At 68.9% G+C, this 25,714-nt stretch carries 24 protein-coding genes and 1 pseudogene; 8 read left to right on the top strand and 17 right to left on the bottom strand.

Annotation, left to right across the window (positions count from 1 at the left end; all coding sequences use genetic code 11):
- Both QM619_RS13885 and QM619_RS13890 read left to right on the top strand, forming a co-directional pair.
- Positions 1 to 468: pseudogene (locus QM619_RS13885) on the top strand (hypothetical protein); the annotation flags it as partial.
- 106 nt (positions 469 to 574) lie between these two features.
- Positions 575 to 1,240, top strand: coding sequence for a hypothetical protein (locus QM619_RS13890; RefSeq protein WP_415109801.1), 666 nt, complete (start codon positions 575 to 577; stop codon positions 1,238 to 1,240).
- Positions 1,241 to 1,319: 79 nt separating this feature from the next.
- Here the strand turns inward: QM619_RS13890 and dusB are convergent, their stop codons facing one another.
- Positions 1,320 to 2,462 carry a tRNA dihydrouridine synthase DusB gene (gene dusB, locus QM619_RS13895; RefSeq protein WP_415109804.1) on the bottom strand — a complete coding sequence of 381 codons (1,143 nt, stop codon included), beginning with the start codon at positions 2,460 to 2,462 and terminating at the stop codon, positions 1,320 to 1,322.
- A gap of 318 nt (positions 2,463 to 2,780) precedes the next feature.
- On the opposite strand from dusB, the gene QM619_RS13900 reads away from it, so the two are divergent.
- Positions 2,781 to 3,158 carry a hypothetical protein gene (locus tag QM619_RS13900; RefSeq protein ID WP_415109806.1) on the top strand — a complete coding sequence of 126 codons (378 nt, stop codon included), beginning with the start codon at positions 2,781 to 2,783 and terminating at the stop codon, positions 3,156 to 3,158.
- Positions 3,159 to 3,373: 215 nt separating this feature from the next.
- On the opposite strand, the gene QM619_RS13905 is transcribed toward QM619_RS13900, so the two are convergent.
- Entirely contained in the window at positions 3,374 to 4,660 is a 1,287-nt protein-coding gene (locus QM619_RS13905) for an MFS transporter (protein WP_415109809.1), read from the bottom strand.
- A gap of 205 nt (positions 4,661 to 4,865) precedes the next feature.
- On the opposite strand from QM619_RS13905, the gene QM619_RS13910 reads away from it, so the two are divergent.
- Positions 4,866 to 5,441 carry a protein-L-isoaspartate O-methyltransferase family protein gene (locus QM619_RS13910; protein WP_415109812.1) on the top strand — a complete coding sequence of 192 codons (576 nt, stop codon included), beginning with the start codon at positions 4,866 to 4,868 and terminating at the stop codon, positions 5,439 to 5,441.
- 36 nt (positions 5,442 to 5,477) lie between these two features.
- Here QM619_RS13910 and QM619_RS13915 read toward each other — a convergent pair whose 3' ends face one another.
- The 6 genes from QM619_RS13915 to QM619_RS13940 form a co-directional block, all read right to left on the bottom strand.
- Positions 5,478 to 5,831 carry a hypothetical protein gene (locus QM619_RS13915; protein ID WP_415109814.1) on the bottom strand — a complete coding sequence of 118 codons (354 nt, stop codon included), beginning with the start codon at positions 5,829 to 5,831 and terminating at the stop codon, positions 5,478 to 5,480.
- 578 nt (positions 5,832 to 6,409) lie between these two features.
- Positions 6,410 to 7,789: a glycine--tRNA ligase gene (locus QM619_RS13920; protein WP_415109817.1), complete on the bottom strand. Its 1,380-nt coding sequence runs from the start codon at positions 7,787 to 7,789 to the stop codon at positions 6,410 to 6,412.
- A 105-nt stretch (positions 7,790 to 7,894) separates the two neighbouring features.
- Complete coding sequence (locus tag QM619_RS13925) at positions 7,895 to 8,203, bottom strand: antibiotic biosynthesis monooxygenase family protein (RefSeq protein WP_415109820.1); 309 nt, start codon at positions 8,201 to 8,203, stop codon at positions 7,895 to 7,897.
- Between the two features lie 33 nt (positions 8,204 to 8,236).
- On the bottom strand, positions 8,237 to 8,977 hold the full coding sequence (gene recO, locus QM619_RS13930) for a DNA repair protein RecO (protein WP_415109823.1): 741 nt from the start codon (positions 8,975 to 8,977) through the stop codon (positions 8,237 to 8,239).
- 94 nt (positions 8,978 to 9,071) lie between these two features.
- Positions 9,072 to 10,415, bottom strand: coding sequence for a hypothetical protein (locus QM619_RS13935; protein ID WP_415109826.1), 1,344 nt, complete (start codon positions 10,413 to 10,415; stop codon positions 9,072 to 9,074).
- Positions 10,409 to 12,280 (bottom strand): hypothetical protein, encoded by a 1,872-nt coding sequence (locus tag QM619_RS13940; RefSeq protein ID WP_415109829.1) that lies wholly within the window; start codon positions 12,278 to 12,280, stop codon positions 10,409 to 10,411. Before QM619_RS13940 ends, QM619_RS13935 begins: the two co-directional genes overlap by 7 nt.
- Positions 12,281 to 12,857: 577 nt before the next feature.
- Here QM619_RS13940 and QM619_RS13945 point away from each other — a divergent pair.
- Positions 12,858 to 13,244 (top strand): hypothetical protein, encoded by a 387-nt coding sequence (locus QM619_RS13945; protein ID WP_415109831.1) that lies wholly within the window; start codon positions 12,858 to 12,860, stop codon positions 13,242 to 13,244.
- Positions 13,245 to 13,269: 25 nt separating this feature from the next.
- Here QM619_RS13945 and QM619_RS13950 read toward each other — a convergent pair whose 3' ends face one another.
- Together QM619_RS13950 and larC are read right to left on the bottom strand one after the other, a co-directional pair.
- Complete coding sequence (locus QM619_RS13950; RefSeq protein ID WP_415109834.1) at positions 13,270 to 13,416, bottom strand: type II toxin-antitoxin system YoeB family toxin; 147 nt, start codon at positions 13,414 to 13,416, stop codon at positions 13,270 to 13,272.
- Between the two features lie 61 nt (positions 13,417 to 13,477).
- The gene (gene larC / locus QM619_RS13955; protein ID WP_415109837.1) at positions 13,478 to 14,332 is read right to left on the bottom strand and encodes a nickel insertion protein; all 855 of its coding nucleotides are present in this window, start codon (positions 14,330 to 14,332) and stop codon (positions 13,478 to 13,480) included.
- An 82-nt stretch (positions 14,333 to 14,414) separates the two neighbouring features.
- Here larC and QM619_RS13960 point away from each other — a divergent pair, with 82 nt between their 5' ends.
- Positions 14,415 to 15,197: an isoprenyl transferase gene (locus QM619_RS13960; protein WP_415109840.1), complete on the top strand. Its 783-nt coding sequence runs from the start codon at positions 14,415 to 14,417 to the stop codon at positions 15,195 to 15,197.
- A gap of 139 nt (positions 15,198 to 15,336) precedes the next feature.
- On the opposite strand, the gene QM619_RS13965 is transcribed toward QM619_RS13960, so the two are convergent.
- From QM619_RS13965 to leuA, 6 genes are all read right to left on the bottom strand, one after another.
- Positions 15,337 to 15,759, bottom strand: a complete 423-nt coding sequence (locus QM619_RS13965) for a PIN domain-containing protein (RefSeq protein WP_415109843.1) — start codon at positions 15,757 to 15,759, stop codon at positions 15,337 to 15,339.
- Entirely contained in the window at positions 15,743 to 15,985 is a 243-nt protein-coding gene (locus QM619_RS13970; protein ID WP_415109846.1) for an AbrB/MazE/SpoVT family DNA-binding domain-containing protein, read from the bottom strand. Before QM619_RS13970 ends, QM619_RS13965 begins: the two co-directional genes overlap by 17 nt.
- Positions 15,986 to 16,071: 86 nt before the next feature.
- On the bottom strand, positions 16,072 to 16,509 hold the full coding sequence (locus QM619_RS13975; RefSeq protein WP_415109849.1) for an Hsp20/alpha crystallin family protein: 438 nt from the start codon (positions 16,507 to 16,509) through the stop codon (positions 16,072 to 16,074).
- 129 nt (positions 16,510 to 16,638) lie between these two features.
- Positions 16,639 to 18,063 carry an argininosuccinate synthase gene (argG, locus tag QM619_RS13980; protein WP_415109852.1) on the bottom strand — a complete coding sequence of 475 codons (1,425 nt, stop codon included), beginning with the start codon at positions 18,061 to 18,063 and terminating at the stop codon, positions 16,639 to 16,641.
- Between the two features lie 170 nt (positions 18,064 to 18,233).
- Positions 18,234 to 18,845, bottom strand: coding sequence for a TetR/AcrR family transcriptional regulator (locus tag QM619_RS13985; RefSeq protein ID WP_415109855.1), 612 nt, complete (start codon positions 18,843 to 18,845; stop codon positions 18,234 to 18,236).
- Positions 18,846 to 19,340: 495 nt separating this feature from the next.
- Positions 19,341 to 21,104 (bottom strand): 2-isopropylmalate synthase, encoded by a 1,764-nt coding sequence (gene leuA, locus QM619_RS13990; RefSeq protein ID WP_415109858.1) that lies wholly within the window; start codon positions 21,102 to 21,104, stop codon positions 19,341 to 19,343.
- A 319-nt stretch (positions 21,105 to 21,423) separates the two neighbouring features.
- Between leuA and QM619_RS13995 the strand changes: the two genes are divergently transcribed.
- The gene (locus tag QM619_RS13995; RefSeq protein ID WP_415109861.1) at positions 21,424 to 22,611 is read left to right on the top strand and encodes a winged helix DNA-binding domain-containing protein; all 1,188 of its coding nucleotides are present in this window, start codon (positions 21,424 to 21,426) and stop codon (positions 22,609 to 22,611) included.
- Between the two features lie 95 nt (positions 22,612 to 22,706).
- Here QM619_RS13995 and QM619_RS14000 read toward each other — a convergent pair whose 3' ends face one another.
- On the bottom strand, positions 22,707 to 24,239 hold the full coding sequence (locus QM619_RS14000) for an FUSC family protein (RefSeq protein WP_415109864.1): 1,533 nt from the start codon (positions 24,237 to 24,239) through the stop codon (positions 22,707 to 22,709).
- 199 nt (positions 24,240 to 24,438) lie between these two features.
- On the opposite strand from QM619_RS14000, the gene QM619_RS14005 reads away from it, so the two are divergent.
- Entirely contained in the window at positions 24,439 to 25,692 is a 1,254-nt protein-coding gene (locus QM619_RS14005) for a S1C family serine protease (protein WP_415109867.1), read from the top strand.
- Positions 25,693 to 25,714 lie beyond the last annotated feature (22 nt).

Genomic DNA, 25,714 nt, shown 5'->3' on the forward strand with positions numbered 1-25,714 from the left:
CGGGCAGCCGGCGCGGCGGGCGTCCCGGCGCCGACGCTGACCCCCGACGCCTTCTGGCGACGCGGCCCGGCGCCGGCGGTAACCGCGCCACTGCTGCTGCGACTCGGCTCGCCGGCCAGCATCGCCGCCGGCGCGACCCCGTGGGGCATCGCCGCGCATCTGGCGTCCGAACTGGACGCCGCACTCCCCGGCGCCACCTGCCTGACCGTCGACGATCTGGACGCTGTGTCCGCGGTGCTGGACGCGCATCGGGATCGTCCGTTGGTGGTGCAAGGTCGCGATCTGAGCCGGGTCGAGTTCCTCCGGGCGGCGTCCGCGTTGGTGCTGCAGCGCCGTCCCGACGCGCTGATGGTCGAACTCGGCTGGCCCGATCACGACGGCCCCACCCGGATCGACATCGCCACCTACGGCAGTGGACGCGCCACCGCACTCGCCCTGATCCGGCTGCTGGCCGACGGCGCCGACTGACCGCCGTCCCGGTGGGATGCGGCAGTTGGTCGTGCTCTCGAGGTCCGGCTCAACGGGACGACTTCGCCCGCGAGCCAACCGAACCGCCGGCCGCACGCCTGCCATGATGGAAGCCGTCACGACGCGGAAGGCAGCCATGACTCAAGGTCAGAATCCCCAAAATCCCTATCAGCCGCCCTACAACCTGCCAGGCGACTCTCAACCTCAACCTCAGGTACAGCCCCCGCAGTACGGGTACGGGCAGCCGACCGGAGGTTACGGCCAGCAGACCGGGCAGGGAGGCTGGAATCCACAGGGCGGCTACGGCGACGGCGCTCAGCCCGGTGCCGGTTGGTCGCAGCAGGGCGGCTACCCGCCCGCGCCGCAGGCCTACCAGCAGGCGCAGGTTGGTCCCTATGGGCAGTCCCAACGGCAATCGCGCTCGCCGCTGCTCGGCATGATCGCACTCGGCGGCGTGGTGGTCTGCACGGTTGTGTTCAGCTGGCTGATGTGGCGCCTCGGCGTCATGTTCGGCCCGATCGCGCTCCGCGCGGGCGGCTCGGTGTCGCAGGAAGAACTGACCGCCATGCTGATGGATCAGCTCGGCGCAAGCGGCGCCTGGGCGCTCAATGTGGCGGCCTACGGCGGCGTCGCCTTCTGGATCACCGGCATCGTGGCCACCGCGACCCGTCGGGGTCGTGCCTATGGGGTGTGGACCATCATCCTCGGTGTCCTGGCGCCGGTGATCGGCGTCGTCGCGATGGTGCTGGCGATGATGCCCTACCTCTCCTGAGGTCCTCGCACCACGCTGACACCGTTGGTTGAGCCTGTCGAAACCCTCCCGGAGCTTTCGGCAGGCTCGACCGGCGAGATCAGCCGCCGGAGACGTCCGATTCGGCGTCCGCGATGTCGGCGTCGCCGAGGCATTCCGAGTCGAGCCAGCCGTAGGGCAGCACGACCCGCTCGCGCGGCGAGCCCTGGCGTCCGCGCGGTGAACCAAGTTCGGCCCGCGGGTAGTCGACGTCCGGGTCGAGTTGGGCGAGCAGACCGGCCAGCTCGGCCAGGGTGGAGACCATCGCCAGGCCGCGGCGCAGTTCGGCGCCGATCGGGAAACCCTTGAAGTACCAGGCCATGTGCTTGCGCAGATCGCGCATGCCGTGGGTCTCGCCGTCCAGCCCGGCCAGCAGTTCGCCGTGCCGGTAGACCATGGCCGCCACCTCGCCCAAGGTGGGCAGCGGCGGCGCGGGCTCGCCGGCGAAAGCCGCCGCGAGATCGCGGAACAACCAGGGCCGGCCCAGGCAGCCGCGTCCGATCACCACACCGGCGCACCCGGTATGCGCCATCATCGCCAGGGCGTCCGCAGCCTCCCAGACGTCGCCGTTGCCCAGCACCGGAATGTCGACCGACGCCACCAGTTCGGCGATCCGGTCCCAGTCGGCGTGCCCGCCGTAGGCCTGCTTGACGGTGCGGGCGTGCAGCGCGATCGCGGCGCAGCCAGACTCGGCCGCGATCCGGCCGGCGTCCAGGAAGGTCTCGTGGGCGGCGTCGATGCCGATCCGGGTCTTCATGGTGACCGGGACGCCGTACGGCTCTGCCGCCTTCACCGTCGCGGTCAGGATCGCCGCCAGCCGGTCGCGTTTCCAGGGCAGCGCTCCCCCGCCGCCGCGGCGGGTCACCTTCGGCACCGGGCAACCGAAGTTCAGGTCGACGTGGCCGACCCCGAACTCCGCGCACAGAATGGTGGTGGCCTTCGCCATGACGTCCGGGTCGACCCCGTAGAGCTGCACCGACCGGACGGTCTCCTCAGGGTCGAAACGCAGCATCGAGAAGGTCCGCGGAATCCGCTCCACGATGCCGCGCGAGGTGATCATCTCGCAGACATAGAGCCCTGCCCCCTGCTCGCGGCAGAGTTGCCGGTAGGCGGCGTTGGTGATGCCCGCCATCGGCGCCAGCACCACCGGCGGATTGACCTGCACCTGACCCAGCTGCAGAGAACTCCGCCACAACCCGCGCATCTGCCCAGACTAGCGGCATCACCAGCCGTTCTTTACTAACACTACGATTTGGGACGACGGGCGAGGGCACATCAAGACGGCGTATCGCCCGCTCGCACCATTGAGAGAGATTTAATCAAATCTCAGGAAGTTGCACTCCTTTCCGGTTGCACCGGCAATGCGCTGCTTCTAAGGTTGCTCGAACTTGCTGGTGGAAGATTCGCGATGTGTGACATGGCGAGGTCTAGCCAGGATCGTCTCACCGTCGGTGGATTCTCCTCGGCACGCCCAACGGGGGTTTGGCGTTCCACTCGCATCCGCATTCGGGAGGAATCTGCAATGGGTAAAACGACGAAGGCGCTGCATCGCGGCGTCGCTGGATTCGCAGTTCTGCTGGCAACGGGTGCCGCCGCACTCGCCACCGCGACGCCAGCCGAAGCTGCGTACGGAAGAATCACGGTGAGCTTCGGAGACTGGCGCTGCGCAGCCACCGGCGGAGGGAGCGTGGTGGCGGTTCAGATGGGCTCGCAGTACGGTTCCGCGCCGTACACCCGCGGGCGCCAGATCTCGATCAACGCTCGTACGGGCACCACAAACAACTTGACCGGGGTGATCTGGTGCAAGCGTCCCTGGTGGCGGTTCGGCGTCACGACGCCGGTCTACAACATCCATCAGGGCCTATGGGTCAGCTACGTCGGGCAACGCTTCAACGTTTGACGAGAATCCGTCCTGCGTTCCCCGACGTCCGCCACGGTGTCGGGGAACGCAGGACGACCGGACTGGCTTTGACTGGAGCGGCTTTGCCGAGGCTTGACAATTCAGGATCGTCGCTATCAAGATCTGCGGGCACATCCTATCTCTGGACCACATGAGTGCCTGCTTTGCGTCAATGGGCGCCGGGCTGCGATTGCTGCTGCTGGATTTGGTCCGAGTCAATCCGTCGTGGCTACCGCGGCAGAAACCCGGTAGCGGGCGAATGCCGGAATCGCGACCGCGGCAATAGCCACTCCGACGACCACCAGGACGCCGCCGCCGGCGGTGGTCGCCGCCGTCCCGATTCCCTCGGCCACCCAGCCGTGGAGGGTGTCGGCGATGCGCGGACCACCGGCCACCACCACGATGAACACCCCTTGCAGGCGTCCGCGGACCGCGTCGTCGGCGGCGCTCAGCAGCATCGACTGCCGGAACGCGGCGGACGCCATGTCGGCGGCTCCGCCGAATGCCAGCGCGCAGACCGCGACCACCAGCATGGCCGTGGGCAGCGACGGGGCGAACCAGACCGCCACCCCGGTGACCACCACGGCGACGCCCCAGCCGACGATGCTCCAGATCACCGCCAGGCCCTGCCGGTCGACCCGCGACACCCAGCCGGAGAGCACGCCGCCCAGCACCGCACCCGCCGGCATCGCGGCGAACAGGACAGCGAACGCCAGGCCGCCCTCGACCGGTCCGCCGAAACTCTCGTGGGCGATCTGCGGGAACAGCGCCCGCGGCATCCCGAACACCATCGCGATGCCGTCCACCAGGAACGAGGTGAGCAAGATCGGGTGGCCCAGCAGGTAGCCGAGGCCGTCCAGCACCGAGCGCAGCCCCGGCGTCCCCTTCCGCTCGGGCACCGGCAGCTTCGGCAGCCGGATCACCGCCCACAAGGTGGCCAGCAGGCAGATCGTGTCGATCAGATACAGCAGCGGGAAGCCGAACACCGGGATCAACGCGCCGCCGATCAGCGGCCCCGCGATCGCGCCGGCGCTCATCACCGTCATGTTCAGCGAGTTCGCTGCCGGCAGTTGATCGAGCGGGATCAGCGTCGGCAGCACCGCCGTCCGGGTCGGCTGGTTGACCGCGAAACAGGCCTGCTGGACCGCGTAGACCACCAGCAGCAGCCAGACGTTGCCGAGGTTCGCCGCGGCCAGCAGCCAGAACAGGCCGCTGGTCAGGATCAGTCCCAGGGTGGTGATGATCAGCAGGGTGCGGCGATCGAAGTGATCGGCCAGCGCGCCGCCCCACAGGCCGAACACGATCAGCGGCACCAGGCCGAACAGGCCGGTCAGACCCACCATCGCCGAACTGTTGGTGAGGCTGTAGATCTGCGCCGGCACGGCGACAACGGTCAGCTGCGCACCGATCACTGTGACGATATTCGCCACCCAGAGGCGCCGGAAGTCGGGGGTCTGCAGGGGCCGAGTGTCCGCCAGGAAGGCTCGCATTCGTTCACGCACCCCGGTAGCCAAGCACCGGCCTCGGCATGCCCTCGACGGATCTCGACCCGCGACCCCTTGTCCCGCGCTCCGCGCCGACCATCCCCGACCACATCGCCCTGGTTCGGCGTCCTTTCCTTGGTTCAAACCAGGTGAACGAGGCCAAAGGCAGGACATGTGATCAGCACGCCGTCGACAGAACCGGGCGGGAGCGCGACGCTGAATCATGGACACCGATCGGGCAAGGGTTGCGGACGCCTTCGCGGCGACGCCACGAGCGAGCTTCCTGCCACCGACGGTGCGCAGCCGAGCGAGTGCGGACGCGCCGCTGCCGATCGGTCACGGCGCCACCAACTCCCAACCGTGGACGGTGCGGTTCATGCTGGAGCGGCTGCAGGTGCCGCGCGGCGTCCGAGTGCTCGATGTGGGCAGCGGTTCCGGCTGGACGACCGCATTGCTGGCCCAGCTGACCGGCCCCGACGGCTCGGTGACCGGCGTCGAGGTGGTCCCGGAGTTGGTCGAGCAGGGACGCCGCAACCTGGCCGCCTTCGCACTGCCCTGGGCCCGGATCGAGATGGCCCGGCCCGGCGTCCTCGGTCTGCCGGACGCCGCACCCTTCGACCGCATCCTGGTCTCGGCGGACGCCGGCGCCATCCCGGCCGCCCTGGAGGAACAGCTCGCCGTCGGTGGCCGGATGGTGCTCCCGGCCGCCACCGTGATGTGGACGGTCACCCGCGACCACGACGGCTGGCGCCGAGAGCCCGACCACGAACACCGCTTCTCCTTCGTGCCCCTGGTCTGAGGGGACGCGCCCGATCCTTGTTCGCGACCCCGCAGGTCAGCTGAGGTTGATGTCGCCTGTTCCGGTGCGTGCCGTGATCTCGATGTGAGGCTGACCCTCGGCCGGCTCACCGCGTCCGCCCAGTCGGCTGATCACGTCGCCAAGCGGACTGCTCAGGTCTTGCCAGACCCGGATGCCGGGCGGCACGGTCACGATGATGTCGCCGCCGCCGGTCTTGATCGTCCCGGACGATATCGCGCCGACGTGCACGTCCCCGCCACCGCTGTGCACCCGTCCCTCGCCCAGGCTGTCGATGCTGATCTCGCCGCCGCCCACCTTCAACTCCAGGTCGGCGCACCACGACGTCCAGGCGGATCGGGACCGAGCCTCCGGCCCCCAAGCTGAACCCACCGAGTTGGAAAGAGAATCCGGAGCCCGAGCCGTCGGTCGCCTTCAACACCGGGATGACAAGGGATATCTCGCGTCCCTCGACTGCACCAAGCGATGGCGAGAGCGCCTCGCCGAAGTCAAGATTCCGACCCTGATCGTCAGGCCGTGACGTTGACGACGTTCCGCAAGCAGCCTCAGAAGCCACAGGCCGTCTTCGCCGGGAGCGGAGAGCGCCAGCGGGCGAGGACACGGACCGCAGCGTGCGCGGCGTAGCCGCGCCTTTACCCAGCAGGGCAGGCATCGCACTCCCGGTCGGTGCGCTGAGGGCGGTTCGAGAACACGGAGAGCCGGGTCGTGGACGTTCCTCCTGCGTCCGTCGACCCGGCTCGATCCTGTCTTCACCTGTTCGGCAGGTCCCCCGCCGGATCGCGTTCCCCCGAATCGCGATACCGACCCTGCCTCCTGGTGGCGTGTGCCCCCCGGCACGAGAAGAACTCTGCCGGACGATCCTCAACGCGCCGTGGATGGAACCTCAAGAACCGCGCAAGTTCAGCTGCGGAATTCCGCCGAATCCGAGAGAACCGTCCACGGGGACCACCTCAGCAGCCGATCAGGCGCTGCGCGAGATAGCTCTGCACCTGGTCGATGGCGACCCGTTCTTGGGTCATGGTGTCGCGCTCGCGGACGGTGACCGCCTGGTCGTCCAGGGTGTCGAAGTCCACCGTGACGCAGAACGGGGTACCGATCTCGTCCTGGCGGCGGTAGCGGCGTCCGATCGCCTGGGCATCGTCGAACTCGACGTTCCAATTCCGGCGCAGGGTCGCGGCCAGGTCACGGGCGGCCGGCGAGAGCCGCTCGTTGCGGGACAGCGGCAGCACCGCCACCTTGACCGGCGCCAGCCGCGGATCGAGCTTGAGCACCACACGGGTGTCCACGCCGCCCTTGGTGTTCGGCGCCTCGTCCTCGGTGTACGACTCCACCAGGAACGCCATCAACGAGCGGGTCAGGCCGGCGGCCGGCTCGATCACGTAGGGAACGTAACGCGCCCCCTTCGCCTGGTCGAAGTACGACAGATCGGTGCCCGAGTGCTCCGAATGCGTGTTCAGGTCGAAGTCGGTCCGGTTGGCGATGCCTTCCAGCTCACCCCAGCCGTCGCCGCCGGCGAAACCGAAGTCGTATTCGATATCGACGGTGCGTTTGGAGTAGTGGGAGAGCTTTTCCTTGGGGTGCTCGTACAGCCGCAAGTTCGCCTGATCGATGCCGAGACCGGTGTACCAGGCGACGCGGGTGTCGATCCAGTACTGGTGCCACTCCTCGTCCGTTCCGGGCACCACGAAGAACTCCATCTCCATCTGCTCGAACTCGCGGGTGCGGAAGATGAAGTTGCCCGGGGTGATCTCGTTGCGGAACGACTTGCCGATCTGGCCGATGCCGAACGGCGGCTTCATCCGGGACGAGCCGACCACGTTGGCGAAGTTCACGAAGATGCCCTGTGCCGTCTCGGGCCGCAGGTAGTGCAATCCGCTCTCGTCGTCCACCGGGCCGAGGTAGGTCTTCATCAGGCCAGAGAAGGCGCGCGGCTCGGTCCACTTGCCCCGTTCGCCGGTGTCCGGATCGGGAATCTCCTCCCAGCCGGTCGGCGGACGGCCGTGCTTGGCCTCGAAGGTCTCCCACAGATGGTCGGCGCGGTAGCGCTTGTGGGTCACGGTGGATTCCACCAGCGGATCGGTGAAGACCTCGACGTGACCGGACGCCTCCCACACCTTACGGGGCAGGATCACCGAAGAATCGATGCCGACGATGTCGTCGCGGCTGCGCACCATTGCCTGCCACCACTGCCGCTTGATGTTCTCTTTCAACTCGACGCCGTAGGGTCCGTAGTCCCAGGCCGCCCGGGTACCGCCGTAGATCTCTCCGCAGGGGTAGACGAAGCCCCGGCGCTTGCAGAGGCTGATGACGTTGTCGAGGCGACTGGCCACGAGAAACTCCTTGTGAGTCGATGCATGCCCGGCTGGCACGCAAGGGCCAACGTTACCGTGAACCACCCGACGACTCCGCCGTTCCCGCGCGGACATCGTCGCCGATCAGCCGAACCGGGGCAGATTTTCCCCGACGTCCACCGGCCGGTCGTAGGCGCCCGGCTCGTCGATCGCCTGGCTCAGCAGCGGCACCAGCACGACCTTGGCCTCATAGCCGTTGAACGCCCGCCGGTAGGAGCCGACGTTCGCCCAGCGTCCGACGATCGCCCACAGATCCGGCTCGTCGAGGTTCTGCACCAGCTCGACCGATTCGGCGCCGTCCCGCGAGGCCATGAACTCCACCGCCGCCTCAGCCAGGCGGACGAAGTCGTCCTCGTCGCCCGGACGCACCCGGAACCTGTTCAGCGCCAGCATCGGGCCAGGCTACCGGGACGCATCCCCACCGACTCAGCGGTCGACGTGGCTGAGCGAGCGCAGTCCCCGCTCCAGGTGCCAGTTCGCGAACGCGCTGACCAGTCCGCTGGCCTGCCGCTGCGCACGCTCGTCGACGTCCCGGGTGGCCGGCCAGTCGCCGATCAGCAATGCCGTCAGATACCTCAACACCGCCGGCGGCGGCAGCGCGGACGCCGGCGGACGGCAGCGCCGGCACACCATGCCGCCGGCCTGCGGGTTGAAGGCTTCGTGCGGTCCGGGCGTCCCGCACTTGGCGCAGTCGGACAGGCTCGGCGCCCAGCCGGCGACCGCGACGGCGCGCAACAGGTAGGCGTCCATGATCATGGTGGCCGGACGCGGCCCGTCGCTGGTGCCGGCGGTCAGTGCGTTGAGGGCGCCGACCAGCAGCAGGAATTGCTGCAGCGACGGCTCGCGCTCCTCGGCGACCAGCCGATCGGCGGTCTCCAGGATGACCTGCCCGGTGGTGTAGGCGGTGTAGTCGCCGCCGAGCGGCTCGCTGTAGGCGTGCAGCGTGACCGCCTGGGTCACCACATCAAGGGTGCGGCCGGTGGCGAATTGGGCGTCGATGTGGCTGAACGGCTCCAGCCGTCCGCCGAATTTGGACGACGTCCGCCGCACCCCTTTGGCGACCGCCCGGATCTTGCCATTCCGGCGCGACAACAAGGTGATGATCCGGTCGGCCTCCCCCAACTTGTGGGTTCGCAGCACGACCGCCTCGTCACGATAGGTCGGCACCCGGCCATTCTCGCTCATGGTGCGGTGGCTGACACCCGGGCACCCCGCTCTCGCTGACCGTGCTCGTCGCGATCGCCGTATTCGCGGTCGCGATTCAGCCCTGAGCCGGTCCGGCCTGGTAGCGGAACGCCGCCGACCGGGCGGTCGCCGACGCCTCCACGTCGAACCACCAGACATTCTTGTCCAGGTCCTCGGTGCTGTGCAGTTCGCCCACCTCGCGCAAGGCCGCGAGCAACTCCTGCTTCGGCACCTTGCCTTCCGCCGTCGTCCCGTAGACGCCCTCCTGCGTCGACACGACCGAGCACAGGGGCGACCGGCGCTCGCCCTTCCACAGGTCGTACAGCCGTTTCGGCGTGGCGTTGCGGCTGCCGTGGTGGCCGACCTTGTACAGGTCGACCCGAGCCAGCCGGCGCCGCAGTGTCAGGTCCTCGTCACGGCCGCTGGTCCCGAGGGCCCGGTCGAGGGTGTAGCTCCAGTTCTCCACCTGGGCGTCGCCGGACAGCAGCAGGCTGCGGCGTCCGACCGTGACCAGCAGGACCACGCTGGTGTTGTTCAGCACATCGTCGAAGCCCTCGACGATGTCCAGCACCTGACGAGGGCCCTCGGTATGCAGCTTGTCGAGCAGCCAGGACGGCCGTCCCAGGCCGCCCGGTCCGGCCACGGCCTCCTTCGCGGCGCGAAGCCCGTCGCGGTCGGCCCCGGCGACCAACTCCGGCGCGAGACCACCGTCCGCGGCCAGTCCGAGCCAATACTCCGCCGAGCTCGACGCGTAGCTCTTCATCCCCGGAACCTGCTCCAGTGTGGGTGGGCCCAACACTTCGACGGACACGCCGGGAAGCAGCTCGTCGACCTCGACGAGATCGCCTGCCCGCACCCAGCGGGTGCGCTCGGCGGGCACCCAGAGTTCGAGCATCGACAGGGCCTGCGCATTGCTGACGCCGAGTTCGGCGAGCTGCTTGGCGCGCTTGGCGAACACCCTGTCGTCGACGTTGAACTGTGCCCTCACCGTGTGGTCATGGCCGGCGATGGTGTCGAGAAGACCGAGGAAACTGCGGGACTCCGGCCCGAGATCGTTGCCGGGTGCGTCACGAGCCGGCTCCGGGGCGTCCGTCCAGGGCCGGATGATCAGGTTCGGCTGAAGGGGATCGAGATGCTGCCGGGCCACCTGGTCACCGAATCCGCGGACGTGGTCCTGGTGTCGATGCGTCACCACCACGACATCCAACTGCCCGCCGCAATGCTCGGCGATCTTGGCGGCGACCGCGGCGAGCGTCGGGCCGCCGGCGGCACGGACCTTCGTACCGAAGTCGACCAGGATGTGCCGCTCTCGGCGTCCGTCCGGCAGCGCCTGGTTGTACCCGACCGTGACCAGCAGGCAGTCGCCGAACCCCACCTGGTAGGCGCGGACGCGAACGGTCGCCGGCTTCGCGGTCACCATGAGTCTGCCGACCTTCGCGCATGCAGGACGGCGAAGCGGTCGTCGGCGTTGACGCCGTCGGAACTGCCGAACCCGCCGCCCCGCTGGGCCTTGATGTCGCGCGCGAACAGGATCTCCAACCGGCGCTGCTGACGATCGGTGTCGAGGATCGGTTTGCGCTGATGGAGCCGGAAACGTCCGAACTGGTCGAAGATGAGGACGCCGCCGCCCCAGAGCGTCACCGAGGCGCCCGGATCCATGCCGTCCGGACGCGTCATGCCGGCCGGCAGCCGATCGGCGGTGGTGACGATGGACTGCGTGTAGTCGGCGAGGATCTCGTTCACGATCAACCCGTCCTCGCCGACCCGTGTGCTGGACAGCACCCGATCGACACGGGTGGCGAGCCGGACGTCGATGCCGAGCGCGCTCGCGTTGTTCCAGATGAAGGCGAAGACCTCCTCCGGGCTGGTGCGCAGCGCGGCGAAATTCAGCCGGTCGTACCGGATGCGGTCGGGTGGCGCGTCCGGATCGTCGAGGCCATCGTCGAGGTCCTCTGCACCGGCTCGCGGTGCAGCGACGCCGTCCTCATCGAGAATCCGGTGCGTGGGCGGAGTGATGCCGAAGGCTGCGAAGGCCCGCAGCAACGTGCCGCGATAGTCGAACTCGTCGTCGGGGTTGAGCCGATTGTCGGCGGTCACGATCGAGTCGATGACATCGGCGAATTCGAGTTCGATGGGCGGGAGGTAGTCGATCGCCCGCACCACCATTCCGAGCAGGTGCTTCGCCGCGCGGACGCCCTCCTCGGCCACCCGCGCCGCGCTGAGGCCTTCTCTGTCGTCGAGTTCGTCGATCCGGGACGCCCACATCCCGGCCAGCGTCTGCATGACCGCGGCGACCAGCACCTCGGCCCGGCGGTGCGCCTCCTGGAATTCCTCGGCGTCCAGCAGGCCCGGGTCGGGATCGAGGTCCACCGACCGCCGCAGCGCGCTCTTCTCGGCATCGGCCAACGGGATCCGATCGCGCAGCGCGCGCGCCCTGCCGAGCTCCTCGGCCAGGCCGAGGAGCGCCGTGCCCTTGAGCTGCGCCGCGCGACCGTCCATTCGCTCCGCGGCCGATGCGGCGGCACGGTCGGAAGGGAAAATGATCCGTGCTGCGACGCTCGCGCCCAGCAGGCGCTCGACGACCCCTTTCAGTTCGAAGACCGAGAGCAGCGCGACGACGTCGGCGAGGGCCTCGTGGAACGCCAGCTGATCGGGCAGGCCGGGCTCGACGTAGCGTGGGCGCAGCCCGTCGAGAATCGCGTGGGTTACCTCGTGGGCGATGACGTCGTACGACAGGCAGGTGTACACCGACGGCAGTTCGCCGACCGCGGGCAGCCAGCCGAAGATGACGGCGCGTTTGTCGGGGGTGTAGGCGGCGTTGGCCGCCAGCATGCCGCGTGGCACGAGGAAGATGTGCGGCCACCCCGAGCGCCAGGGCACCCGGCGACCGAGATTCCGCTCGAACAACGCGAGGGTATGGGTGGCGATCGCGAACACGTTCTGCGCCTGGAATCGCGGGGACATCACCACCTCGCGCGGGAGGGTGCCGCCGGCGTCCGCCCACGGATCGACGTACTCCCACGGTTCGCCGTGCGGGTGCAACTGGACGGGATCCTTCGCGCTGAGGCCGCGGGCGCTGACATCCACGACGTGGAAGCGGTGGTTGGCGGGTCCACACTGCAGCCGCGTGCGCGGGATCGGGATGGGCACCGCGATCGGCTGTCCGTCGGCGACGACCGCGGGATCCTGAGCCAGCACGGTCATCGACATCGAGGCAGGCTGCGGCTTCTGCGGGGGCGTCCGCCGGTCGGCGACGCTGTCGACGATCTCACGTATCTCGGGCATCGGCATCGCCCTCTCTCGATCACGAGATGCCGGTTCCTGGCTTGCTCGCGGGGTTCTCGATCACCGGGCGAGTCGGGGAAACGGGTGGGCATTAGTGTGCGCCCGCCGGAGGGCGGTTGCCAAGGGCTACCGGACAGCCGCTATCGGGAGACGGTGACGAAGGGGCTTCGACCGTGCCGCTCACGCCCGCCCGCGCCATCGCCAGGGCCGAGTTCGAGGCCGCGTCGGGGCAGTGCGTCGACGGGGTCCGTACTGCTTCGGAGATTCGCCAGAACTGGCCGCCCTGGTGCTGGCCGGACGCAAGCGCGCCACAGCCTGCACCGTGGCCGAGTTCGAGCACTAGGCCGAGCGATTCCCGAGCCCGGCACGCACAGCGTCGTGTACGGCGGCGACGGACGCCCGCGATGCGTGCTGCGGACCGACGAGGTGCGGGTCGGTCCGCTAAACGAGGTGCTCGATCCGGCGTTCGCCTGGGACGAGGGTGAGGGCAACCGCAGCTACGACGGCTGGCTGGAGAGCCATCGCCACTACTGGGAGCGCAGTCTGCCGCCGCTCGGCGCCACCTACTCTCCCGGCGATGCCGGCGTTGATCGCCACCGACAGCGGACAGGCACCGGTGAGGAATCCCGAAAACTCCAGAGTCGATGGCCAAGAGCCGGGCGACACGCCGGTGGAGAGCAATCGAGTGGGCGATTTTCGGGATCGTCTCGATCGCGGCGGTCGCCGCGCCAGCGCACTCGCCTTCATCCCCCGGCGGCGGCCGGACGGGTCCACACCGGACTGGTCACCACCAAACGACAACACACGCGCGCTGCGCAGTTACCAGCGGGCCGGCTGGGACCTGGTGGCGCTGCACCGGGACGCGATGGACGACGTCCGCCGCCTCAAACCCGGCGTCCCCAGGCATGGCATGGACGGCATTCCGCTGCGGCATCAGCTCGAACTGGAGTTCCCGCTGAACTAGGAGGGTTCCGCGTGACAGCCGAGGGTCACTCGCCGTAGTGGGACCGGGTGGCAAAAGCGACTATCTGGTTGCCCTCCACTGCATAGACCAGGCGGTGCTCCTGGGTGGTCCGCCGCGACCAGACATTGCCCAGATCCGTCCATTCTCGACCAGATGTCGTATTACCCCACAACCGTCGACCGACTGTCCGAACCCGTCACTTGACGCCTGAAAGGTTCCACGACCCTTCTGGCTCAGCTGAGCAGCAGCCGCACCACATTCGGTCGATCGGGGACGTCGCGCCCGCCGGCACCCACCCCGATGCTCGCCGGAGAAGCCGGCGACTCCGGCTCACAGAGTTGCGCGAAACTGCGCAGCAGCGCGACGCCGGTCGGGGTGGCCAGTTCACCCAGGCCGCGGCCATCCACGACACGAGCCGGCTCTTCGGTGAGCATGCCCTCGTCCCCGCTGATCCCGCCCAGCGGCACGTAGCGCTCGCCGACATGACGCAGCGGGTGGGGTTCGGTCGCCGCCGACTCCGCGGACTGCTGCTCGGGCTCGGGAAGACGCGCCAGCGGCCAGCCGTGGATGAGTTCCCCGACGGCAGGCACCGGGACGGCGAGGTCGCCGTGCGATGTCCGGATCCGCCCCGAACCGATCGCCAACGGTGACGCGGTCACCGACTCGACACCGAGCAACCGCAGCGCCTCGCAGTCGCCGACGATGTCGGTGAGGACGTCCAGCGCGGCCACCTCCTGCAGCGACACGTCGTCCGGTGCGACCTCGTAGCCCCGGCTATAGGCAGCGGCGAGCAGCCGCAACGTGGCGATGGCCAGGGTCTTGGTCTGCTCGGCGAGCGGTGCCTGCGCGACCTGGTCGGCCAGCTGCGCCAGCGTCCGCGGACCGCGCCGCTCGGCGACGATGTCGACGTGGATCTTGGTCGCCGGCAAGCCGGCGCGCAAAACGGGTTCGCGGCGCAACCGGACGCCGTCGCCGGCCACGGCGCACACGGCCGACTGAACTCCGTCCAGGTCGGCACCGGCGTCCACCAACGCACCCATCATCATGTCGCCGGCGACTCCGGCCGTGACGTCCAACCATGCATGCACCCGCTCATCCTGGCGCAGACGTGCCGCGCAACGAGCTGCCGTCCAGCCCACCGGTCATCGGCAGGGCGGTAGTCTGCGGGACGTGCCCAAGCCCGTCCGCCCCCCGGTCCCGCACCCCAGCGGCGCCCGCCCGCCTCAGCTGCCGCGGAAGGCGATCCCCCAGCATGTCGCGATCGTGATGGACGGCAACGGACGCTGGGCGAAGGCCCGCAATCTGCCCCGCACCGAAGGGCATGCCCGCGGTGAGGACGCGCTTTTCGACGTCATCGAGGGTGCGATCGAGGTCGGGCTGAAGTATCTCTCGGCCTATGCGTTCTCGACCGAGAACTGGCGGCGCTCCCCCGATGAGGTGCGCTGGCTGATGGGCTTCAACCGCGATGTGATCCATCGCCGCCGCGATCAGCTGGACGCTATGGGCGTCCGTATTCGCTGGGCCGGACGGCGTCCGAAGCTGTGGCGCTCGGTGATCCGCGAGCTTGAGGAGGCCGAGCAGCAGAGCCGCGGCAACACCGTGCTGACCCTGCAATTCTGCGTCAACTACGGGGGGCGCGCCGAAATCGTGGACGCCGCCCGCGCGATCGCCAAGGCCGCCCAGGCCGGACGCCTGGACCCCGATCACTTGACGGAGAAGTCGTTCCGGAGGTTCCTCGACGAGCCGGAGATCCCCGATGTCGATCTGTTCGTCCGGTCCTCCGGCGAGCAGCGGACCTCCAACTTCCTGCTCTGGCAGTCGGCCTACGCCGAGATGGTCTTCCTCGACCGGCTCTGGCCCGACTTCGACCGCCGCGACCTGTGGCGGGCGATCGAGCTGTACGCCTCCCGCGACCGGCGCTACGGCGGTGCCGTCCCGAACGTCGTCTCCTGAGACCGCCGCTGAGTTGGAGCTCGTCGACCCCCGTTGCCGGGCCTGGCCTCGACAACGCTCGACCGACGGGAAATCGGCGCTTCCTGCGGTCGGCGCCGGCAGCCGCTACGCGGGGACAGACCCCACGTACCGCTCAGGCTCAGCGCACCCAGTCCACCCGGACGTCCAGCGCACGATAGACGGACGCGGCTCGCACGTCGCAGCTGAGCAGCGGCAGCCGGTGCTCGGCCGCGGCGGCGGCCACGAGCGCGTCGTAGACGGCACCGCCGCCGATGCCCTGCTCGGCACACCGCTCGATGACGCCGCTCAACGCCTCGGGAGACAGATGCCGAGTGTGGCTGAACACCGTCCGGATCAGTCCGGACGCGGCAGCGCGACTCACTCGTTTCGGTGCCGGCAGCCTGGTCAGCACCGAGTAGGTCTCGAACTTGGCGTGCCCGGCAAGGCCGAGGCGTCGTCCGCGCACGGCCCGACGCACCGCCTGGTGGGCGACGTGGTCCTGGTCGAGTAGCGCGACCGCCGCACTCGTGTCGAGCAGCAGAGGTTCATCGCTGGTCGGCAAGGCGCAACTCCCGGATGTCGTCGGAGGTGACCGCGGCGCCGGTGTGCGGCAAGGTCGGAATGCCGTCGACCAGCGGCAGGTCATCGAGACCCAGCCCCGCGCCGGGCGTGATCCGCAGCGCATCGCCGTCGACGATGATCTCGACCTCACCCGCGGCCAGCCCCACCTGCTGCCGCAACGACTTCGGAATCACCACCCGACCGGCGGTATCGATGGTCGTCTTCATACCATGACGGTACCATCGCGATGGCATGGAAGACGACGGCCCGGCCGGGAGCATCCCGACCGGGCCGGATTCGGCTGTTGCTGGGCTCAGCCTTCGTCGACGGAACCCTCGATCTGGGTCGCGGTGCCGGTGTGCGCCACCGCGATCTTGCGCGGCTTGGCTTCCTCGGCGACCGGGATCTTCAGGGTCAGAACGCCGTCGCGGTAGTCGGCACCGATCTTGTCCAGCGCGACCCCGTAACCGAGGGTCAGCTGCCGGGCGAAGGTGCCGGCCGGGCGCTCGCGAACCAGCCAGCGCTGCTCGCCGTCGACGGCGTCGCTCTTGCGCTCGGCCCGAATGGTCAGGGTGCGCTCGTCGACGTCCACGTCGATGCTGGCCGGATCGACACCGGGCAGGTCGAGCCGGGCGACGAAGCTGTCACCCGCCTTGTACAGGTCCATCGCCATCGCGGCGCTGGCCGGCGTCCGGGCGACGTCGGAGAACCAACGATCGAGGTCACGGAACGGGTCGAAGGTGCGTGCCATGGTCACATCACTCCTCTTCTCTGAGCTGGCACTGTGCGGTTCATATCCGGTTCAACCGGAGCGCCGATCAGTATATTCCAGAGTTGAGCGCATTGGACTCAACTTTCTGGAGGGGCCTCTGGGAGGGGGTCAGTCGGCGCCGGTCTCCATGCCGCCCCGCTGGGTGGACAGCTCGATGTCGTCGTCCACCACGGTCGCCTCGATCTCGGTGATGCCGCGGGCGGCGCCCTCCTCCAGCTCACCGACCAGGGACGACACCGCGCCGCCGACCAGGCCCAGGTGGGCGTACTGCTCCAGCCGGGTGCGGGAATCCGCGATGTCGAGGTTACGCATGGTGAGCTGGCCGATCCGGTCGCCGGGGCCGAACGCGGCGTCCCCGACCTTCTCCATGGACAGCTTCTCCGGGTGGTACGACAGGGCCGGGCCGGAGGTGTCGATCAGCGAGTAGTCGTCACCGCGGCGCAGCCGGACGGTCACCGAACCGGTCACCGCCGAGCCCACCCAGCGCTGCAGCGACTCGCGCAGCATCAGCGACTGCGGGTCGAGCCAGCGGCCCTCGTACATCAGCCGGCCGAGCTTGCGGCCCTCGGCGTGATAGTTCGCCAGGGTGTCCTCGTTGTGGATGGCGTTCAGCAGCCGCTCGTAGGCGATGTGCAGCAGGGCCATCCCGGGCGCCTCGTAGATGCCGCGGCTCTTGGCCTCGATGATCCGGTTCTCGATCTGATCGGACATGCCGAGCCCGTGCCGTCCGCCGATCGCGTTGGCCTCGCGGACCAGCGCCACCGCGTCGGGGAAGGTCTGCCCGTTGATCGAGACCGGACGTCCCTGCTCGAAGGCGATGGTGACGTCCTCGGAGGCGATCTCCACGGCCGGATCCCAGAACCGGACGCCCATGATCGGATCGACGATCTCGATGCTGGCGTCCAGCGACTCCAGGTCCTTCGCCTCGTGGGTGGCACCCCAGATGTTGGCGTCGGTGGAGTACGCCTTCTCCTTGGAGTCGCGATAGGGCAGGCCGCGCTCCAGCAGCCACTGGCTCATCTCGGCGCGGCCGCCGAGCTCGCTGACGAACGCGTGGTCGAGCCACGGCTTGTAGATCCGCAGCCGCGGGTTCGCCAGCAGCCCGTAACGGTAGAACCGCTCGATGTCGTTGCCCTTGTAGGTCGAGCCGTCGCCCCAGATCCAGACGTCGTCGGAGCGCATCGCCCGCACCAGCATGGTGCCGGTCACGGCCCGCCCGATCGGCGTGGTGTTGAAGTAGGTCCGGCCGGCGCTGCGAATGTGGAAGGCTCCACAGACCAGCGCGACCAGGCCCTCCTCCACCATGGCGGCGGTGCAGTCGACCATCCGGAAGACCTCGGCGCCGTACTCGGCGGCCCGCCCGGGCACCGAGTCGATGTCGGGCTCGTCGTACTGGCCGAGGTTCGCGGTGTACGTGCAGGGGATCGCTCCCTTCTCACGCATCCACGCCACGGCCACCGAGGTGTCCAGACCGCCGGAGAAGGCGAGACCAACGCGCTCGCCGAGGGGAAGTTCCGTCAAGACCTTGGGCATGGACTTGATCCTAGTGCCCCGACCACCGGCGTCCGCCCCAGCGAGCGGCGTCCGGTCGGATGCCTCGCAAGGCCGACGAGGGAGTCATACCGGGTCGTATGGCGACTGAGGAAACGCACCGAGGCGCCGTCCGGGCGTCGCGCAGCGGGCGAAGGTCGGTGGCCGGGGCACTAGGGGCGTGCGCCTTGGCCCAACGACGCAGTCTCACCGCCCCGGAGGCGCTCGGCCTCCAGCCACGAGCGGCGTCCGGCGTCGGTCAGGACGCGGTCGCCGACCGCCTCCATCGCCAACCGCAGGGACGCCTCGAGGGCCGGCATCGGCAGCAGCGGGAACGACACCGCCAACGACGCAAAGCCGTGCACCACGCCCCACAGGGTAAGCGTGAGGTGCCGCACGTCGGCCGGCTTCACCAGCCCCTCGGAGATCGCCGCCTCGAGATCGACGGCGATCGCCCGAAGGCTCGGATCGTCCGTCAGTCCCACACCGCCCATCAACGAGGTGCGTCCGGTTCCCATGAACAGGACCCGGTAGAGCGCGGGATGCTCACCAGCCCAGTTCAGCAGAGCGTAGCCACGGCGGACGAGCCGCAGAATCGACCCGCCGGGAACTTCGGCCACACCGTCTTCGATGTGCTCGGCCAGTTTGCGGAACTCGACCTCGCAGGCCTGTCTGAGCAGGTCGGTCTTGGTCGGGAAATAGTAGTAGAGAGCTGGTGGGGTGCAACCCACACGCTCGACCACCGCATCGATCGACACAGAGTCGACGTCACCGGTGCCGATCAACAGTTCGATAACGGTATCTAGGATGTCTTGTCGCAGTTGCCCGCGTGGACGACGCGCCACTTCGTCACCTTTGGTCGCTGTCAGCAACCCGTCCAGGGGGTGATTGCGGGTGCCGACCAGCCTAGAACTATCAAACATTCTGAGTGACATCAACTTCATGCTGGCGGGTCTGGCTCGCAGTTCACGATTCGAGAGGGCCCCGGACGTCGCACGGCGAACGTCGGCGGCGGAACCCCGCGAAACCGGCTCCGATGGTCGGTGTCCGATTCCCCGGACGGCGCCGAATGGGCCTCGGGGAAGGTTCTTTTAGTCACCGTCAGGGGACAAGATGGACCGCCGGATGGTTCTTTCCGTCACCATCGGGAGACAGTTTTACCGCTTCCATCCCCATCCGGAGAACGGTGCGAAATCGGGCCCGCCGGCAACTCCCGATTCGTGCGTCGGGGACGGTTAGGCGACGAGCCGAACCGTCCCCGACTGGTTCGAATTGGCGGTTCAGTCGGCGGTGCGCGCGGCGCGGTTGATCGCGCCGATCACCGCCTTCTGGGCGGCCGTGGTTATCGATTCGTGCATGCCGACGCCCCAGATGACGCGGGTGTCGTCGCCGTGCCCGATCTCGGTCTCGACGTAGGCGACCGCGACCGCGTCCGTTCCGGACGACAGCGCATGCGAGGTGTAGTCGAGCACCCGCACCTCGTAGCCCAGGATGCTGACCGCGTCGGCGAAGGCGTCCAGCGCCCCGTTGCCCTCGCCGACCAGCGTCTTCTCGACGCCCTTCACCCGCACGTTCGCGGTCACGGTGTAGCGACCGCCGTTGCTGATGTCCGGGACGCTGACCAGCTCGAGAGGCTCGGTGTCACCCAGGTACTCGGCGGTGAAGTAATTCCATAGCTGGTCGGGCGTCACCTCGCCGCCCTCGGCGTCCATGTGCTGCTGGACGACCCGGCTGAACTCCATCTGCAGCCGCCGCGGCAACTCCATATGGTGCTCGGACTTCATGATGTACGCCATGCCGCCCTTACCGGACTGGCTGTTGACCCGGATCACCGCCTCGTAGGTGCGGCCCACGTCGTAGGGGTCGATCGGCAGGTACGGCGCCTCCCAAGGGATCTCGTGAATCCCCTTGCCCTCGGCGGCGGCCTGTTTGGCCAGCGCCTCCAACCCCTTCTTGATGGCGTCCTGGTGGGAGCCGGAGAAGGCGGTGTAGACCAGGTCGCCCGCGTATGGGTGGCGCGGGTGAACAGCCATGTTGGTGCAGTACTCGACGGTGCGACGGATCTCGTCGATGTCGGAGAAGTCGATCTGCGGGTCGATGCCCTGGCTGAACAGGTTCATGCCCAGGGTCACCAGGCACACGTTCCCCGTCCGTTCGCCATGACCGAACAGGCAGCCCTCGACGCGGTCCGCGCCGGCCATGACGCCCAGTTCGGTGGCCGCCACCGCTGTCCCGCGATCGTTGTGCGGGTGCAGCGAGATCGCCACGTGTGCGCGGTTGCGGACGTGACGGGCGAAGTACTCGATCTGGTCGGCATAGGTGTTGGGCGTGGACCGCTCGACGGTCGCGGGCAGGTTCAGGATGATCTCGCGGCCTTCGGACGGCTGCCAGACGTCCATGACCGCGTTGCACACCTCCACCGCATAATCTGTCGGAGTCTGGGTGAAGATCTCCGGCGAGTATTGATACCCGAATTCGACATCGGCCAAATTCTGTTCGGCGTATTTCATCACCAGTTCGGTCCCCCGCGTGGCCAGTGCGATGCACTGGGCCTCATCGATGCCGAATACCACCCGCCGGAACAGTTCCGCGGTCGCGTTGTACAGATGGATGGTCGCCCGCTGCGCCCCGATCAGGGACTGGGCGGTGCGTTCGATCAGGTCCTCACGGGCTTGGGTCAGGACGCTGATGGTGACGTCGTCGGGGATGTGGTCGCCGACGATCAGATTCCGGACGAAGTCGAAATCGGTTTGCGAGGCCGAGGGGAAACCCACCTCGATCTCCTTGTAGCCCATCTTCACCAGAAGATCGAACATCTTCTTCTTGCGGGACGGGGTCATCGGGTCGATCAGCGCCTGGTTGCCGTCGCGCAGATCGGTGGAGAGCCAGCGCGGGGCCCGGGTGATCTTCTTCGCCGGCCAGGTGCGGTCGGGCAGATCAACCGGGACGAAGGGTGTGTAGCGCTGGAACGGCATCGGGGACGGCTGCTGCACCGGAATCGGCTGGACGCGCGTCCCGAATTGGTTGACGGTCGTGGTGGTCATGTGTGAATCCTCAGCGGGGCTCGATGGGGTTCAGGCACGTGCGAACACTCCGCAACGAGGAAGCCTGAAGCTAGATCGAGGCCTCGCTGCGGCAGCCAAGGATGAGGCTGAACCACGACATGGTGGACACCATACCCACATCGACCCCGATTGGTCGAACCGGATCGCCGATCGAACTCTCGGTCGCCGTTGGTTGAGCTTGTCGAGACCTGCATCGACCGTGGGGACGGTTCTTGCGGTCACCGGTTGGTCGAGCTTGTCGAGACCAGCTCGGGTTTCGACGCGCTCAACCCTCGGGGGCATCCGGCAGGATGCCTGCATGCGGTTTCCCGATTCGGGCCGGCGGGCCCGGCTGGCCCGACGACATGCGCTGTACCCCGAGCATCGGCTCGATGACGCCACCGAGGTGGCGCGTGCGCTGGTCGCCTACCACGCGACGGACGCCTCGACGGTGCATCTGACGGCGGCCGCGCGACTGCGGAGTCCGGACGTCCCGACCGTCGAACGGGCGCTGTACGACGACCGCACCGTGGTGAAGCAGCTGGCGATGCGCCGCACCCTGTTCGGGTTTCCGGTCGAGATCCTGCCGGCGGTCTGGGGCAGCGCGTCCGAGCGGGTGGCCGTCCAGCAGCGGGCGCAGCTGTCCCGCGACCTGGAGCGTCACGGGGTCAGCGACGACGGTGCTGGCTGGATCGAGCGGGCCAGCGCCGCCGTCCTGGAACGGCTGGCCGGCGGCGAGGAGTTGACGGCGCGCCAGCTGCGCGAAGAACTGCCCGCGCTGCACGGCCGCACCACGGTGACCACCGGAAGCCGGTGGGACCTCGCCAACGTGCCGTTCGCGCCCAGGCTGCTGACCCTGCTCGGTGCCGAGCATCGGATCGTTCGGGCCCACAACGAGGGGCACTGGCGGACGTCCCGGCCACGCTGGGCGCTGACCGAGACCTGGCTGGCGAACGTGCCCGAGCCGCTCCCGGTCGCCGACGGGTATGCGGCGTTGGTGCGGGCCTGGCTGGGCGCGTTCGGACCGGGCACCGAGGCCGACCTGGTCTGGTGGCTGGGCGCCACCAAGGCCGCCGTGCGCGCCGCGCTGCGCGCTGTCGAGGCCGTCGAGGTGACACTCGATTCGGGCGCCACCGGCTACCTGCTGCCGGGCGACGACCTCGTCGACGACCCGCTCGACGACCCCTGGGTGGCGCTCCTGCCGACCCTGGACCCGACCCTGATGGGCTGGCGCGAGCGGGACTTCTATGTGGCGTCCGCGCTTGTCCCGCATCTGTTCGACAGCAACGGCAACGGCGGTACCACGGCCTGGGCCGACGGCCGCGTGGTCGGCTGCTGGGTGCAGGACGACGACGCCAAGGTGCGGGTGATTCCCTGCGCGCCGATCGGTCCCGTGCACGCGGAGCTGTTGGACGCCGAGGCCGAACGGCTCACCGCCTTCCTCGACGGCGTGGTGATCAGCAGCGTCTACAAATCGCGGATGATGAAGGGCGAGCCGTTGCCATGAGCATGTGGGCCGGTCGGGTCTGCCACGACCCACCGCGCGGAAGCGAGCCCTCCTGGAACTGATTCGTCCGCTGCGCCTGCCATGCCGTCCGTCGGTCAGATCGGGAACTTCTTCGCGCCCCAGATCGCCGAGCCCTCGTCGCCGGCGACCGCGGCGTCCGGATTGCCGACTTCGCGCTCGGTGTCGGGTAGATGGACGCGGGCCTCGATGCGCGACAGGCCGGTCATCTGCAGCAGGTCGATCGCCACCGACCGCATCACCGACAACAGCACGTCGCGGCGCCAGTCGGTGATGCCGGCCGCCCCCGGCGCGCATTTCGCCGCCAGCTCGATCGCCAGCTTGCGGGCCCGCTGCGGCGTGTTCCAGTGCCGCACCGACCCCGACATCGCGTGCAATGCGGCGGCGGTGTCGTCCATCAGACCCGCGATGATCGGCAGCGAGCCGCGCTCGTCGACCACGCCGCGGCTCTGCCGCAGCAACAGCTCGGTGGTGTGCACGGCGCGGGTGCCGAGTTCGAGCTGCCGGCCCAGTTCGTCGACCTGCGGCCGGTGCCGACGCATCGTCGGGCTGATGCCGATGATGTCCGAGGACGACTGCCAGACCGTCCTGGTGTCCTCGACCATGCCCTGGATGCCGCGCAATTGCGCGTGCGCGTCGCGGAGGCGTTCCCGGTTTCCCTGACGGAGACCTTCGCCGAGCATGGTGTAGGCGGTGGCGAGCTCGGAGAGCAGGTTCGCGACGTAGCGGCGCGGTCGATACACGATGTCGCCGGGGAAGAGCAGTGTGAAGAGCAGCGCGACGCCCGAGCCGATGACGGCGTCCACCAGGCGTGACGGACCGGCACCGGTCATCTGGCTGAGCACGGTGCCCATGCCGACCACCACCATGGCGTTCACGCCGGCCTGAATTGTGAACAGGTCGCCGCGATCGAGCACGCGGGCGATCAGCGCAGCCACCGGGAGGCCGAGGGCCAGCTGCCAGCCGCCGGCACCGAGGTTGGCCAGGATCAACTCGCCGATGGCAACGCCGAGCGCCACCCCGCCGCCGATCTCCAACACCTTGCGCGGCACCCGGTTGTAGGTGAACCCCAGACAGATCCAGGAGGCGATCGGCGCAAAGAACGGGGTCGGGTGCCCGAGCACCTCGTGAGCGATCAGGAAGGCGATCCAGGCGGCGATTCCGGCGGTCAGGATCGGCACCAGTGAGCCGCGCATCCGGCGCAGGCCCTGCCGCAGCCCGAGCTCGGCGAGCACCATCCACCGCCGGAAGTCGAGCCGGTTCCAGGCGTCCTCGGCCAGATGGGTGACGTTCTCGGCGAGGTGGGTGACGTTCTCGGCCAAGTGCGTCACGTTCTCGGCGGCCCGGTGGGTGACGTTCTCGGCGAGGTGGGTGACGTTCTCGGCCAAGTGCGTCACGTTCTCGGCCGCCCGGTGCGTCACGTTCTCGGCGAGCTGGCCCACGTTCGCCGCGAGGTCCGAGATGCGGTTTCGCGCATCGTCGTCGGTCTCGTCGGGCTCGCTTGCCGACTCGTCAGGTCCGGGGTCGATCTCGTCGCGGGTGGCGTCCACGGGGTCCTGTTCGCCGTCGGAGAGGTTGCGTTCGCCGGGGTTGCGTTCGCCGTCTGTCACTCAACTCAGCCTACTTGCTGGCGCCCGCCGTCCAGGCCTGCGGATCGGGCGCGAGCCGCGTCCGAGGGGCGTCGGACGGTGTGCTAGCCACGGCTCGCCGGGCTGCGGTGTGGGCGGACCGACGGGGCCGATCGGAGGCCACACCCGACCCATGGCAGACCCACAGGATCGACACAGGAAGCCGCCACAGGCTCGCCACATGAGCAGTTGGCAGACACCGCAGACACCCCGTCCGGACGACCGGGCGTGGGCCCCCGCACCATCCACGACCGGCGGACCGACGCCCGGCGGACACACCCCGGGCAACGTTTTCGGCGCCCCAGCGGCCAGCCCTGTCGTGGCCGCACCTCGGCGATCGAGGGCGGCAATCTTCCTTGCCTCCACCGCGCTGGCCGCGGTGGTGGGCGCGGGTGCCGGTGTCGGCGGCTACGCGCTGCTCGGGCCGGCCGGCACCCAGGCGTCCGCACCGGTCAGCGCGGTGCCGGTGGCGCAGCCCTCCACGCTGGACGGGTCGATCACCGCGGCCGCGGAGAAGATCTCGCCGTCGGTGGTCACCATCACCGTACGGAGCGGACGCAGCGGCAGCATCGGCAGCGGCATCGTCCTCGACACCGCGGGGCACATCCTGACCAACGACCACGTGGTGTCCGGGTCGAGCAGTTCGACCAACCCGACCAGCACCGGGGGCGCGACCGGCAGCATCACCGTCACCTTCGAGGACGGCTCGACCGCGGACGCCACCGTGGTCGGCACCTCGCCGAACAACGACCTCGCGGTGATCGAGGTCACCGGGAGCAAGGCGGCACAGCTCACGCCCGCTACCTTCGCCGAGTCGTCCTCGGTGGTCGTCGGCCAGACCGTGGTCGCCGTCGGCGCGCCGCTGGGCCTCAGCGAGACGGTGACCAGCGGCATCGTGTCGGCCACCGCCCGTCCGGTGCGCTCCGGCACCACCGGCAACGCCGTCTACCAGGCGGTCCAGACCGACGCCGCGATCAACCCCGGCAACTCGGGCGGACCACTGGTGAACCTCAACGGCCAGGTGATCGGCATCAACGCGTCCGGTGCGACGCTGTCCAGCGGTTCGGAGGAGTCCGGGAACATCGGACTCGGCTTCGCCATCCCGGCCGACGTCGCCGTCCGGGTCGCCAACGACCTGATCGACGACGGCACGGCCGCGGACGCGAGCCTCGGGGTCCAGCTGGAGGCGGGCGACTCGTCCACCGACACCACCGCGCAAGGCGTCCCGCTTGCCGGCGTGACGTCGGGTGGGCCGGCACAGAAGGCCGGACTGCAGACCGGGGACGTCGTCACTTCCGTGGACGGTGTGAACACTACGACCGCCGACGGGCTGATCGCGGCGATCCGGTTCCACGCCCCCGGTTCGACGGTGACCATCTCCTACCTCCGCGACGGCCAGTCGGCCACCGCCAAGGTCACCCTGGGCTCCAGCTAGCGCATCACCGGCCGGATGGCCG

The organism is Micropruina sp., from assembly GCF_047606665.1.
Taxonomy (GTDB): domain Bacteria; phylum Actinomycetota; class Actinomycetes; order Propionibacteriales; family Propionibacteriaceae; genus Micropruina.